Source organism: Flavobacterium sp. 140616W15 (assembly GCF_003668995.1).
Lineage (GTDB): Bacteria > Bacteroidota > Bacteroidia > Flavobacteriales > Flavobacteriaceae > Flavobacterium.
The window spans coordinates 2,622,866-2,635,954 of the sequence record NZ_CP033068.1 but is presented as its reverse complement, the minus strand read 5'-3'; the positions used below and the strand labels follow the sequence as shown (position 1 = coordinate 2,635,954).

Below are 13,089 nucleotides of genomic sequence, written 5' to 3'. Positions count from 1 at the left end.
GTCCTGATTACGCGAAGTGCGCAAAGAATTATTCTCATTTTATGTCATTTCGACGTAAGGAGACCCGAGCGATAGCGAACAGGCGAAGCAAATCTCCACAAGTGACTCCGTAACGAAAGTCTAATCTTGGTCGAGTTTCTCGCGAAGATTTCTCCTTACGTCGAAATGACAATTTTACGCTTAAAAAATTTTACGCCTACGTGGCAAAAAACAAAAAATAATAAAAAATAAATTTAAGGTAACAGAGAGGAAAAAAAACTCAGCATCTTAGCCTCTCAGAATCTTAGAACCTAAAAAAAAACATGAAAACATATATAGATATCGGAATTAATTTAACCAATAAACAATTCCACAATGACATAGACGATGTCATACAAAATGCATTAGATGCCGATGTATCGCAAATGATACTAACAGGAACAAGCGTAAAGAATAGTGAAGCTTCGGCTGAACTAGCAAAAGAATATCCAGGAATATTATACGCAACAGCTGGAATTCATCCGCATGATGCGAAGAGTTTTGATGCGCAAAGTATTTCAAAACTACGAAACTTATTAAAGCAGAAACAGGTAGTTTCGGTAGGCGAGTGCGGACTCGATTTTGATCGTGACTTTTCGCCAAGAAACGTACAAGAAACCTGTTACAAAGCCCAATTAGAATTAGCAATCGAAGTACAGAAGCCATTGTTCCTGCACGAGAGAGCTGCTTTTACACGATTTATGAGTATTACAAAAGACTATTTGCCACAATTGCCAAAAGCGGTGGTGCATTGTTTTACAGGAAGCTTGCAAGAAGCCAAAACTTATCTCGATAACGGATTCTATCTTGGTTTTACAGGAGCAATATCCGACAGCAAACGTTTTGACCATTTAAAAGAAGTGATTCAGTACGTACCGCTTGACAGAATGATGATTGAAACCGATGCGCCATTTATGCTTCCCAAAAACGTTCCTAACAATCTCTTGAAGAAATACCACGAACGCCGTTGCGAACCAGCTTTTCTGCCTTTTGTAGCAACAACAGTAGCGCAGTTTAAAGGAATCTCGGGAATTATAGTTGCAGAGGAAACTACGAGGAATGCTAAAGAGTTTTTTGGGATTTAGAATTAAAAATTTAATTTGTCTTAACCGCAAATTTGCAAATTTATCTTGTGAGTTTGTGGTTTTTTATTTGTTAATTTGAAACTGTATTACAAATTATAAATGCTAAAAAAATAATTAAACTTAAATACTTTAACAGATAAAACAAATCGATTGATGAATTGGAAATCAGTGTACTTTCAAAGTAATAAAATAATGTTGCTTGCATTTATTGTCTTAGCATTTTCATGTAAAAAAGAAGTAAAAGCAGTACATAAAAAGAGTATTAAAGACACCATTTCGGCTGTAGAACCAGAAGAGGAAAAAGTAATTCCGACCGAAATAGAAAGTAACCTTTTAAAAAGACTTATTAAGGAAGAGATTGGCACCCAGAAATATGAGGAAATGCAAATATCCGAATCGCCTTATTATGTTTCATTTGCAAATGATGGCGATCCTTATACAGTTTCATTTTCAATTTTTGAAAAAGGAGATTTTAATAATGATGGAATCATTGATTATGTAATTAACAGATCATCTGAAGGAATGTTGGGAGGAAATGCAAACACAAATCAAGATTTTATTTTTTATATTATGAAAGATGAAATTAAGGAGAAAGAATCGCATAGTATTCTTGGATATGCTCCTTTTTCTTATAATATAATTGATGAAGCAAATTTTATTGATAATAAATTTAAAATTAAGGTTTCACAAAATTTCAGAACATATTCTAATTCTGTAGGAAATTTAAAATCGGCTTCATTATCATTTATATACAAGAATGGTAATCTATATGAAGAATCGTATTTGACGAGTTGCAAAGTTGCAAAATTAAAATCAAAAACCATTTTTAATGATATTCCTGGAGTAGAAACGCGTACCAGAAGTATCGAAATACATAATTATACCGAAACTATCTTAGAAATATACAAAAAGAATGATACCATAATTAATGCAAGTGTAGGAGGATGCGATAATTTAATGTTAGAGTTTAATGCGTTTTATAAAGTAGATCCGGATAAAATAAACGATACTGAATTTAGAGAAGAAACTGCCATGCAATTTTTAGAATTCTTAGCTAAGAATACGCAGTTTTCAAAAGAAATTAATGTTGCGATAAACTATTATGAAAACAATGACATAACCGATAAATACATCGAAAAAATAAAAGGATATGGTTTTAGGATTTTTATTCGAACAAATCGTGAAGACAAAGAGGAATTAGATATTTCAGTTCAAATTGATAAATTAGATAATCCATATCAAAAAGAGAATTGGGAAATTACAACACGCAATAAAAAACCAACAAAAGTTGATGATGAATATTAGTCTTGATGAGGTTCGTTTTTTAGAAGTATAATAAAATAGTAATAAGGATTGTTTAAAATAGCATATAGATGAGAAAGGTAATTTGTGGTTTTGTTTTAGTTTTTACTTTGTTTTCTTGTAATAAAGAATTGACCGCACAGCAGAAAGTATTTTTAGATTTTGCAAAATTAGAAGATTCCTATTCAGGAGGAGGGGGTTTTTATAATTTAGATTTATATAGTAGTTATGCTGACGAACCTGTTTATAATGATAGTATTTTTAATTTCGAAAAATTAAAAGCAGAATTACAAGGTTCTACAAAGATTTTTAAAAATGATAATGGAAATATTACAATAGATCATTCAGAAGTAAGTAGCATACAATATCCATTTAAACTTGTATTAACCAAAGAACAATCTAATTCTTATAATGTAAAAGTGTTAATTTTTATACCAGATGGATATGAACGGTTTTCTATTGATGAATCTAATATAGGCGAAAAAATTTCTAAAGATGGAGTGAATATAACCGTATTAGATTTTAGAAATGATGCAACAACACTAGCGATTGAAAATACGTCTAAAAAAAGTGATTATTCATATACATATGGGAAAAGAAATGAAAAAAAGGAAAAGGATTCTTTGAATAAAATAGCCGTGGGTTATAATGATTATTTGTTTAGAAACGAAAGGCTCGAAATTCCAAATTATAGATATAGTAAAGAAAGCACAAATGGCCAAAATACAGAGATGCAATTTGATTTTGACAGATTAAATATGAGTTTAGTAGATGATGATGGTAAAACTATTGAAAGCGAAGGACGAATTACAGATTTTAGACATTATTTATGGTATCGAAATCATGATATGCCTTATCCAGATATGAGGAGTTCGTATTTTGATCTAAAAAACAGATATAAAGAAGAAGATAAAAACCCTAATCATTTGTATAATGGGATTGATATAGTCACTATACGAGGTTTAGGAAAAATTAAGAAGCTCAATTTCTTTTTACGATCTAATAAAGGACAAGTTAAGACAATTGACTTGGGAGCAATACCAGTTCTGGAAAAGAAAGAAGAAGATAAAGAAGAAGATAAAGAATATGCATATTATTCCAAATATAGAAGTTTTGCGAATTTAAATGATTCTATTGTAAGAAATGATTTAAAAATAGGTATTTCAACTTTAAAAAAAGAGAATTCATATATGATTTATGCTTCATTGCCACCAAAATACTCCGGAAATTTAGATTTTTCATTTTCTGATATGTATTTAAAAATAAGTGAAAAAGACTCGCTAAGGATATTTAATTATGAAAGCGCGATGTCTAGAATAGATATATTTGGACAATATTCTCCTTCTAATATTACCGCAATTGAAATAGAGAATAGAAACAATGCTTATGACAATGTTGTAGGGGAAATTAATATAGAAAAACCTGTATATGAAGAAAAAATATATAAGATTAATAATTTGCCTAAAGGATATAGCTACGACACTAAAAATAAATCGTTGAAAATTAAATTTGAAGATGGTTATTATAATGATTACACTATATATGGAGTTGCAAATTTAAATTCTAAGAAAGCAATACCTAATATTATAGATATAATAAAGGGTGATCAAATTCAGTGTAAGTTTAAAAACTCACCCTCACATATAATTATACGACACAGAAAAAGTGTAGCAAATATATCTGTCCCATTCAACCTCAAAATGGTAAAAGAACAGAACAATTAAAACCTGCTTTTTTTGCTACAACAGTTGTGCAATTTAAGGGAGTTTAAGGAATTATAGTTGCAGATTCCTATTTAGGGGCAAAGAGACAAAGGCACAGAGAGACAAAGCATAAAACTTAAAGCAAGTAGTATAAAATAAAACCAAGAGTATAAGGAACTTTAGTTTTACACAAAATAATCCCAAACTTGTCATTTCGACGTAAGGAGACCCGAGCGATAGCGAACAGATGTAGTAAATCTCCACGAGTAGCTCGACAATTTAAGAATAAAACTTTGCGACTTAGCGTCTTTGCGAGATTACAAACGAACCAAAAAGCAAAAAACTTAGCGTCTTAATGCCATGAAAAATCAGGTGTTTGTACTGGGTTTAAAGGCTATTTGTTTTAATTACATTTGAAAACCAACCATGAAAGAAAAAATACTAGAAAAATTAAAAGAAATAGAAAACGACAAGCAAGTCGAAATACTTTTTGCTTGCGAATCGGGTAGTCGTGCTTGGGGATTTGCGTCTCCTGATAGTGACTATGATATCCGTTTTATATACAAACACAAACCAGAATATTATTTATCGCTTTGGGAAAAACCAGATGTTATCGATTTTATGACCGAAGATGATTTGGATGGTTCAGGTTGGGATTTGCGGAAAGCCATAAAGTTATTATCAAAATCTAACGCACCTTTGATTGAGTGGTTGTTTTCGCCTGTGGTGTATTATAAAAACGATGCATTTTTGCAAGAAATGCAAGAGTTAGCCAGAGAATGTTTTTCGCCAATAGCGACTTTACATCATTATTTAGGAACGACTAAAAACTTTATGGATGTTTGCGAAATGGAAGAAGTAAAACTAAAAAGTTATTTCTATGCTTTACGAACTGCTTTAGCAGGGAAATGGATTATAGAAAACAATACTTTTCCGCCTGTTGCTTTTGCTGATTTATTACCAATAGCACCACAAAACATACAAGATAAAATAATAGAATTACAAAATATAAAAGCCAATCAAGACGAAAAGTATTTGCACCCAAAAGAAATTTTAATAACTGATTTTTTATTGGGAACTGTGAAGTTTAATCAAGAAAATACAAGTACCTTAGGAAGCGGGAAGAAGATGAATGAGGAGTTGGATTTGTTTTTTAGAAAGATGATAGAATAACATTTATGAAAGAACTAAAACAGATAGAAAATTTATTCACACATATTTTTAAAAGGAGAGAAACTTCAATTGATTCTCAAGAAATAAAAAAATATTCTGAATTAGAAAAAAAAAGTGTAATTAAAGCAAATACTCAGGGTAAATATGAAGTCGATTTATATTCCATTGAAGTATATAACTATTTGAAAAAGTTAGTTTCAACAAAACTAAATAGTAGCTTATCTGAAGATATTAGTGAATCTTTTAAGACTATTTATACGCTTGAAGAATTAATAAAAGTAGAGAATGAATATGAAAATATAATAAATGCTTACTCTGAAATATTTAATGCATTTAAAGTTAGTTATTTAGTAGAGTTAGATAGTAAAGGAATAAATATTTTTTCATATTACAATGAACTGAAAAAACAAATAAATGTTATTTATGAATTAAAAAATTTTGATAGCTTATTTTATAATTTTCTTGCATTCAAAGATATAGAGATAGATCAAATTATTGAATTTTTAGAAGTAAATAATGATGAAAATAGCAGATACCATTTAAACAATTATCTCCATTCAATTGTTGAAAAAAAAGAAAATTTTTCAATAAGTTTGATTCAAAATCTTATAGGCAAACACCAAGAAGAAACGCCTCACTATTTAGTAATTCTAATTATTTCAATAATCAATAAAGGTAAAATAGAATATTTAGAAAAACTAAGAGAAAGGTTAATAAATAATACAAAGGAAATACTATGGGCTTATTCATTATTAAATTTAAACTCTCACTTAGTTTATGATGAACTATTAAAAATCATTCAAAAAGATAATAGTACTGAATACTTATCCCATAAAACTAAAATTATTGAAAGTTTGATGAATTCTCAGTTTTTTTCTTCTAAAGATTCTGAAACGATACCAAACAAATTATTTGAATATTTTAATAACCCAGATGATAATGAGGTAAATAGTTATTTTGATATACTTTCATATAGTTTTGAAAATATGGAAGAATTAAAATACGAACTTTTACTTGCCTACTTGAGTCGGACAAAAAATATTAAAGTGGTAAGTACTTACTTTAATAATTTTAAAGAACCAAAATATCTATTTCATTTAATAAGTGTTATTTATAATAATGGTGGACATAGAAAATCAATTAATATTTTTGAAGAACCATTATCACATTTTTGGTCAAATTCAAGAGAAAAAATGGAAGAATTCATTTTATCACTAATATCGATAAAACTAAAAAATGGATTACTACCAATTGAAATAATAGTGGCAGGGAGAGAAAATTCAATGCAAATTGATTTGTTAAAAATACAGACAGAAGAAGACCAAATATTAGCAATACTAATGATTTGCAGTTACCCTCATTCGTTTGATAAACTCTTACCCGTACTACTAAGATTAAAAGATTCTAAATTTTCAAAAGTAGTTGAGAGCCTTCAAAGAGAATTAGGTACTCTTGTTTATGAATGTTATCACGAAAACCTAATAGAATGGTTAGAAAATTTAATCCCTAAATCAAGAAATAAAGCAACTTTTCTAAAACCAATAAAAAAAACTCTTGATTTATATAGAGAAAATAAAAAATTAAAATATAAGAATAACGACTTGAACCCATATTATAACGAAAAATCATTTATGGATCTATATTATAGTTTAGAAAACGAAAATAGAGCTAAAATGATGGAAAGTATTAGGAATAATCCTTCTGGTCTTTCTAGTTTTTTTAAAAACACATCAATTATTAGAGGAAATAGTTGGCGTTTTGAACATGAAGAAAATGTTATGCCTTTAGGTAAAGTTGAAACTCAAATGTATATAGATACAAGAGCTTATAAAAACCCTGAATTATTTGAATACCAACTTGAAAGATTCAATAAATAATGAACATCAAACCAACAATAATAAAGGAATATTTACAATCTTTAAAGGAAGATAATGAATTAGATGTAATTTTTACAATTCTACTTCAAACGCTTGAATATGAAATACTTTCAACTCCTAAAGAGTATAAAGGTTTTTCTCAATATGGCAAAGATATAGTAACAGTAAGAATAGACCCAACGGATGGTGTTAAAAAACGTTTCTATTTTGAATTAAAAGCAGGCGATATTGATAGCCAAAAATGGAATATGCCTGGTAACGGTGTACGAGATACTCTTACAATGACTGTTGATGCTGATTTCAAAACTACCTATAAGGATTTTGATAAATTACCTATTAAAGTTATTTTAGTTTTTAACGGCATGGTTAGTGAAAAAATTCGAACAACTCTTAATGGATTTTCACAAAAAGAATTTATAGATAAAGGCTTTGAATTTGAAGAATGGAATATTTTTAAAATATCAGAATTATTATCAAATGAAATATTTAACAAATATCTTTTGATTAATGATGAGAATATAAGGCTTTTTAATAGAGTTTTAGTGAATCTAAATGTTGTTGAGAATGTATCAAATGATTTTGATGTATTAATAGATAATTTGTTGTTTAAAAATTCATTTTCTAAAAAGAAAGGCAACCTTAACCGTAAACAAAAGCTCATATTTCAATCTATTAATTTAATAGCTTATATAATTTATACAGAATCAAAAAACTACAATAACTTATCAATTGCTAAAAAATACCTAACACATTTAATATTAAAATATTGGTTTTGGATTTTAAAAAACAAATTAGATACCAGTAAGGAAATAATAGGTTTATTCAATCAATTTTATAAGTTTTACAACACAGTTATTGAAGAATATCTAGAAAGAAATTTAAGACTTTTAGAGTTAAAAGATGGTTTGTATTATGAGGATAGTGGTAGATATGAACAAATAGGCTATACAACCAGAAGTTTTGATTTCATTGTTGTTTTAAATTCTTTTATATTTTCTATTAAAGACAAAATTCAAAAAGAAGAATTTAAAGGGTACATTGATAGAATAAACAATACTTTACAAAATAACAATGTATTATCAAGACCATTGCTTGACATACATTCTATTCCAATAATTGATTCACTAAACTTGCTAATTTATTTCGGAGATAAAGAATTTGCAAAACAATATTTAATGAATGTTTTAGGATATTTAAAGTTTCTAAAAAAGAATTACAATAAGTTTCCTGATGCTGCTAATAACATTAAAAGTGTTATTAAATATACTGTTACAAGTGTAAAACCAGTGTATTATATAGATTCAATTTCTCCATTGTTAGCTGTATTGATGGAATATATTGTAATTTTAGATTTAGAACAAACATATTATGATACAAGAAAATTTGTAATTGAAAATGATATTACTTTAGGTTTATTTGTTCCACATCAAGGTATTAATTCTAATTCAAAGCATCTCATTGAAGATTGCGAAAATGACTTAGAAGAACAATTATTTTCTAAATCTGTATTTGATGGATATCAAATTGAAACCAATATGTTCTCTGATTTCAATAAAGAATTATCCTATGAAGATTTCAAGAAGAAGCTTTTAAAAAGAAAAGATGAATTTCAATATGAATATAAAACTGATAAATGTGGATTTTCTTCACTAAGAACGATTGCTCACTATTACTATAAAACACCATATTTTCCTGATTATTGGCGCAATCATATAAATTAATTAAAATGACCATCCAAACCCTAAAATCCCAAAACCTAATCTTATTCGAAGTAATTTCGGGAAGTAAATCTTTTGGGTTAAATACACCAACATCAGATACGGATATAAAAGGCGTTTATTATCTGCCGAAAGAAAAGTTCTTTGGACTCAATTATATTCCGCAGATTGCAAATGAAACCAATGATGAGGTCTATTATGAAATTGGTCGTTTTGTAGAATTGTTACTAAAGAACAATCCAAATATATTAGAGATTTTGGCTTCACCAGAGGATTGTATATTGTACAAACATCCGTTGATGGATAATTTGAAGCTAGAAGATTTTCTGTCTAAATTATGTAAAGATTCTTTTGCTGGTTATGCGGTTACACAAATCAAAAAGGCGAGAGGTTTAAACAAGAAAATTGTAAACCCAATGCCAAAGGAAAAGAAAAGTCTTTTGGATTTTTGTTATGTCTTAAAAGGTTATGAAACGATTTCATTAAATAGTTTTTGATAGAAAATAATTGGAATCAGGAGCAAATAGGTTTAGTTAATTTGCCGAATTCAAAAGGAATGTTTGCGATGTTTTATGACGAAAATAAAACGTTAGGCTATAAAGGAATAATTCAGAAAGAAAATTCTAATGAAGTTTCGCTTTCGTCAGTTCCTAAAAACGAAAAGCTAATTGGTTATTTATCTTGCAATCAGGATGGTTATTCTAAATATTGTAAAGAATACACCGAATATTGGAGTTGGATTGATAAACGAAACGAAGAGCGTTACAATACAAACCAACAACACGGGAAAAATTACGACAGCAAAAACATGATGCACACGATTCGTCTTTTGCAAACTGCCGAACAAATTCTGGCAACAGGAAAATTAAATATTAGAGTTCCCAATCGGGAAGAATTACTCGATATAAAAGCAGGGAATAAAGATTATGATGCTTTACTAGAAATGGCTGATAACTTAATTGTTTCTATCGAAAATCATTATCAAACATCTACTTTACCTGAAAAACCAGATGAGGATAAAGTCATTCAAACACTAATTGAGATTCGAGAAGAACTGTATAAATAAAACAAAAAAAGCGCAAACCTCAAAGATTTGCGCTTTTTCAATTATATAAAAGAAAAAGAATATTATTTCCCTTTCATCAATTTTTCTAAAAATTCAACTTTGTCTTTTTCAGCCTGAACCAAACGTTCGTAAAGTTCTATAACTTTATCAAGAGGATTGAAAGTGCAATTATTATTATTAGGACCATTTACCTGACCATTATTAAAATAAAGGTATTAAAAACAGATTCGTCTGTAAATTCGACAAAACAAGCCTCCAGTGACACATGCTTTGCAAGATTTGGGTTTTAGGCTATATTTAAAAGATGGTTTTATATTTTAAAAATTTGTGTTTGTCTGAAAAATCTTTTATTTTTATTCCTCAACCTCACCAAACAACAGAAGAACATTACAAGAAACTTTTTGAGCTACACATAACACAAAAAACATCGAAAAATTATAGAATTATGGGAATATGCAAAAAAGCCAAGAATATGTATATCAATGTAAAAGGTACACATACAGTTATTGCAGGAGAAATATTCGAAATCGCTGAAAAAATATCAATAGTAGCAACAAAGGATGACTTAAAGTTAATCTCAAATAAAAAAAATATAGTCAAAGGAAAAGATGGTGTTGTATTTGGTGAACCAAATTTTGAAATACCAAAAAATGAAATTAAAGAAAGTGAGTTTAAGCTAGAAAGTACTTATATTCACGATCACATTAAAAGTGTAGCTTCTGAAATGGTTACAAAATTTACTGAAGACAATACAGGTATTGTTTACAAATTGTACAAAAAAATTGCAGATGGAAAAGTTGTTAATCCATCAATTATAGTTTCTAAAAATCCACATTCAAGTGATATTGCTTTTTATGATGTACAAAATGAAAAAATTGTAGTTTGGGAACATGATTTAAAAAATATAGAGAAAGACAATGACAAAAAAATAAAATTAGCTTCAGGACTCACAACATCTTATGGGAAATATATCGATACACTTCTAAAAGACGATTTAAGCCCCAAAGATAATTTAGAAATATATGACTACGACCTTTTCAAGTTTGACGCTTTGGGTAATACCATAGTAATTATTGCAAAATTGGAATCGCCAAACTATAACGGAAATTTAGAAATTAGTTTCCCTAAAGAAGAAACCATAAAACCGCAAACAAATCATTATAGACAAAATAGAAATACACGAGGGGGTCCAAATCCAGTAGATTTTGATGACTATGAAGATTCAAGTGCTAGTCTTGGTCCTAGTGACCCACCTTTAAATATGGGATTGAAATTTAGTTTTAGTCTTAATGGTGGTTTTTCAGCAAGTTTGTATGCAGGAATTTCAAAAGAAGTGGCAAGAGCAGGCGATATGCATTTAATGCCAAGTTTAAATGCTGCTTTAACTTATTATGGTTACGGTGCCCCTGGTACTTCATCATTAAGCCGTAATTTATTTAATGCCACACTCACGCCTGCTGTAACATTGGGAGTTACAACCGGAAACTCTCTCAATATGAATTTGTTTACAAACTTTACTGGTTCGGGGATAAACAATCCCTATGAATATGCTTTCACTGTGGGTTCAACAGGAGTATTAAGTTCAGGAAAAGGTACTAATAATTATGATAAAGCTGGAAATAGAATAAAAGACCCGTACAATTCCCAAGACAACCCAAACAGAAATCAAATTGTGGGTGGTGCATCTATCAAGTTAGGCAATTTTATGATTTCGTCTTACAATGACATTTATAAACCCCACTATTTCTTGGCATGGATTCCGACCAATACTGGTCAGCAGGTGTAAATATGCAAGCCAAATTAACTGGTAAAATAAGTATGGCTTACGCTTTCGATTTATATTACGGAAAATCAAATAATAAAAACCCTTACAATCTTGATAAAATGATTAACGGTCAAAACTATGACCATCAACAATTGTTTGATGTTTTGTTAAATCGTGGACAAGAAACATTTTCTTTCACAGATGCCGATGGGATTTTAAACACATCAACTAAGTTTGGTTATGGAACATTTTGGCCATCGAATAAAATGCATGATACGATTAAGTTTCCAACGATACCAAAAGAACCAAAAATGCCAATTAGACGAGATTATAAAAATGATGAAACATATTATGAAGATAATGTTCAATATGAAAAAGATAGAATTCAATATGAAAGAGATTTAGAAAACTATAATCAAAGTAAAGATTTAAAACGAAATCCAACTTTTCATCATCTTTTTGTTGTGTACAAGGAAAATTCGAAAGAATCCGATTTAGAACGAGTAAGAACATATTTGGATGCAGGTATACCCGAAAAAACAAAATTATTACAAGAATTTTATAAAATAGAAGATAATAATAATGAAGATCAAAATAAATAAAATAATTTTAAATCTATTAGTCCTTATACTTTTTAATAGTTGTACGGCATCAAAATCATTTGGATATACAGATACAGCTTTTAAACAATATTTAATAGATACTAAGAAAATGGATAAAGATGCAGCTATTAATGATAGCTACTATGATAAGTATTATTTAGAATACATGAGATATGAGAAGAAACAACAAATAACGAGTAACCCTTATCTAAAAGTAAATCAAGTTTATGTTCATTATAGAACAAACAATTCTGTAGAATTCTCTGTCTATTCTGACGAGGGTACTTTCTGTATAAATACTTTTGATTTAGATATGAATGGGGAAATTTTGAGTCTTCCTGAAAACGGGATAGTCAAAGTAATAAAGCCAATTCGAGTTGAAGACTTTGGAGATTTTGAAATCACAAACGATTTTATTAAAACTAGAAAAAGAAGTAGAACACCGTTTAGAGAATGGTATGATTATGTTAATGGTACTATAAAAAATAATACCATTCATTTTACAGAAAAATATATTGGAACAAACCGTTATAAGTTAAAAAAAAAATGGCTTGTAAAAACTCGTAAAACAGATCTAAAAGAAATATATCAGCCCAATTTAAAAGCCACAAAATATAAAGACAAATATGGTTTGGTATATTTTATAGTTACTGGAGAGTTTAATGTGGAGTAGTAGTTATATAATACACCACTAAAAAAGTAAGGCTTCTTGTAATAGCTACTACAACGGATTTGGGCATTTGGCTTAATGGAAAGTTGGTTTTGTATCTGGGATATTTC

Annotated in this window: 9 protein-coding genes and 2 pseudogenes; 10 read left to right on the top strand and 1 reads right to left on the bottom strand. The window is 28.9% G+C overall.

The window, feature by feature from the left end; all coding sequences use genetic code 11:
• Positions 1-302: 302 nt before the first annotated feature.
• The 7 genes and pseudogenes from EAG11_RS11215 (at position 303) to EAG11_RS11185 (ending at position 9,942) form a co-directional block, all read left to right on the top strand.
• Positions 303-1,103, top strand: coding sequence for a TatD family hydrolase (locus EAG11_RS11215; RefSeq protein ID WP_129539257.1), 801 nt, complete (start codon positions 303-305; stop codon positions 1,101-1,103).
• A 153-nt stretch (positions 1,104-1,256) separates the two neighbouring features.
• Entirely contained in the window at positions 1,257-2,408 is a 1,152-nt protein-coding gene (locus EAG11_RS11210; protein WP_129539256.1) for a hypothetical protein, read from the top strand.
• A 68-nt stretch (positions 2,409-2,476) separates the two neighbouring features.
• Positions 2,477-4,129, top strand: a complete 1,653-nt coding sequence (locus EAG11_RS11205) for a hypothetical protein (RefSeq protein ID WP_129539255.1) — start codon at positions 2,477-2,479, stop codon at positions 4,127-4,129.
• A gap of 405 nt (positions 4,130-4,534) precedes the next feature.
• Positions 4,535-5,281, top strand: a complete 747-nt coding sequence (locus EAG11_RS11200) for a nucleotidyltransferase domain-containing protein (protein ID WP_129539254.1) — start codon at positions 4,535-4,537, stop codon at positions 5,279-5,281.
• Between the two features lie 5 nt (positions 5,282-5,286).
• Positions 5,287-7,158 carry a hypothetical protein gene (locus EAG11_RS11195; RefSeq protein WP_129539253.1) on the top strand — a complete coding sequence of 624 codons (1,872 nt, stop codon included), beginning with the start codon at positions 5,287-5,289 and terminating at the stop codon, positions 7,156-7,158.
• Positions 7,158-8,879 carry a hypothetical protein gene (locus tag EAG11_RS11190; protein WP_129539252.1) on the top strand — a complete coding sequence of 574 codons (1,722 nt, stop codon included), beginning with the start codon at positions 7,158-7,160 and terminating at the stop codon, positions 8,877-8,879. The genes EAG11_RS11195 and EAG11_RS11190 overlap by 1 nt, the downstream gene beginning before the upstream one ends.
• A 5-nt stretch (positions 8,880-8,884) precedes the next feature.
• A pseudogene (locus EAG11_RS11185) lies at positions 8,885-9,942 on the top strand (DNA polymerase beta superfamily protein).
• Positions 9,943-10,004: 62 nt separating this feature from the next.
• On the opposite strand, the pseudogene EAG11_RS22330 reads toward EAG11_RS11185, so the two are convergent.
• A pseudogene (locus EAG11_RS22330) lies at positions 10,005-10,207 on the bottom strand (transcriptional regulator); the annotation flags it as partial.
• Between the two features lie 180 nt (positions 10,208-10,387).
• Here EAG11_RS22330 and EAG11_RS11175 point away from each other — a divergent pair.
• From EAG11_RS11175 to EAG11_RS11165, 3 genes are read left to right on the top strand one after another with little or no spacing between them, the layout of a single operon-like run.
• A complete protein-coding gene (locus EAG11_RS11175) occupies positions 10,388-11,728 on the top strand; it encodes a hypothetical protein (RefSeq protein ID WP_129539251.1) in 1,341 nt (446 codons plus the stop codon).
• A complete protein-coding gene (locus EAG11_RS11170; protein ID WP_129539250.1) occupies positions 11,695-12,309 on the top strand; it encodes a hypothetical protein in 615 nt (204 codons plus the stop codon). Before EAG11_RS11175 ends, EAG11_RS11170 begins: the two co-directional genes overlap by 34 nt.
• A complete protein-coding gene (locus EAG11_RS11165; RefSeq protein WP_129539249.1) occupies positions 12,290-12,982 on the top strand; it encodes a hypothetical protein in 693 nt (230 codons plus the stop codon). The genes EAG11_RS11170 and EAG11_RS11165 overlap by 20 nt, the downstream gene beginning before the upstream one ends.
• The last annotated feature ends 107 nt before the right edge of the window (positions 12,983-13,089 follow it).

Excerpts from the sequence above, each read along its gene's own strand:
- EAG11_RS11165 (WP_129539249.1), top strand. The coding sequence starts at position 12,290 with ATGAAGATCAAAATAAATAAAATAATTTTAAATCTATTAGTCCTTATA.
- EAG11_RS11215 (WP_129539257.1), top strand. The coding sequence starts at position 303 with ATGAAAACATATATAGATATCGGAATTAATTTAACCAATAAACAATTC.
- EAG11_RS11200 (WP_129539254.1), top strand. The coding sequence starts at position 4,535 with ATGAAAGAAAAAATACTAGAAAAATTAAAAGAAATAGAAAACGACAAG.
- EAG11_RS11195 (WP_129539253.1), top strand. The coding sequence starts at position 5,287 with ATGAAAGAACTAAAACAGATAGAAAATTTATTCACACATATTTTTAAA.
- EAG11_RS11210 (WP_129539256.1), top strand. The coding sequence starts at position 1,257 with ATGAATTGGAAATCAGTGTACTTTCAAAGTAATAAAATAATGTTGCTT.
- EAG11_RS11170 (WP_129539250.1), top strand. The coding sequence starts at position 11,695 with ATGGATTCCGACCAATACTGGTCAGCAGGTGTAAATATGCAAGCCAAA.
- EAG11_RS11190 (WP_129539252.1), top strand. The coding sequence starts at position 7,158 with ATGAACATCAAACCAACAATAATAAAGGAATATTTACAATCTTTAAAG.
- EAG11_RS11175 (WP_129539251.1), top strand. The coding sequence starts at position 10,388 with ATGGGAATATGCAAAAAAGCCAAGAATATGTATATCAATGTAAAAGGT.
- EAG11_RS11205 (WP_129539255.1), top strand. The coding sequence starts at position 2,477 with ATGAGAAAGGTAATTTGTGGTTTTGTTTTAGTTTTTACTTTGTTTTCT.